The organism is Streptomyces sp. NRRL WC-3618 (assembly GCF_001280005.1).
Lineage (GTDB): Bacteria > Actinomycetota > Actinomycetes > Streptomycetales > Streptomycetaceae > Streptomyces.
The window spans coordinates 1-588 of the sequence record NZ_LGDW01000282.1; the positions used below are offsets into that span (position 1 = coordinate 1).

Here is a 588-nt window from a genome sequence, read left to right on the forward strand (position 1 = left end):
GGTCAGCACCTGGCCGTCGGCCAACGGCGCGTCGGGTTCCCGGTCGGGGTGGGTCTGCTTCCACAGCGGCAGGTCGTCGCCGTGGAGCAGGATCGGGGCCTCGGTGCGCGCGGCGAGTTCGGGGGCCGCGTCGATGTGGTCGTTGTGGGCGTGGGTGCACACGATGGCGGTCAGGCGCCGGTCGGCGACGGCCGCCGCGATGGCGTCGGCATCGTGAGCGGCGTCGATGACGATCGCCTCGTGGTCGTCGCCGATGATCCACACGTTGTTGTCGACGTCCCAGGTGCCGCCGTCGAGGCTGAACTGCCCGGAGGTGACGAGGTGTTCGATGCGGGCGGCCATCACAGCACCACCACCGAACGCAGGACGTCGCCGCCGTGCATCCGCTCGAACGCCTTCTCCACCTCGTCGAGTTGGATGGTCTCGGTGACGAACTTCGCGAGGTCCAGGCGGCCTTGGAGGTGCAGGTCGATGAGCATGGGGAAGTCGCGGGAGGGCAGGCAGTCGCCGTACCAGGACGACTTCAGCGAGCCGCCCCGCCCGAACACGTCGATCAGCGGGAGCTCCAGCTTCATCTCCGGCGTCGGC

General features: G+C 69.6%; 1 protein-coding gene and 1 pseudogene. Both read right to left on the bottom strand.

Annotated features, from left to right (window positions below):
- Nucleotides 1–342: MBL fold metallo-hydrolase (locus ADL01_RS23020; RefSeq protein WP_159049598.1), on the bottom strand; the 342-nt coding region annotated here is incomplete at its 3' end.
- Nucleotides 342–588, bottom strand: a pseudogene (locus ADL01_RS23025) (S-(hydroxymethyl)mycothiol dehydrogenase); the annotation flags it as partial. The pseudogene ADL01_RS23025 and the gene ADL01_RS23020, both read right to left, overlap by 1 nt.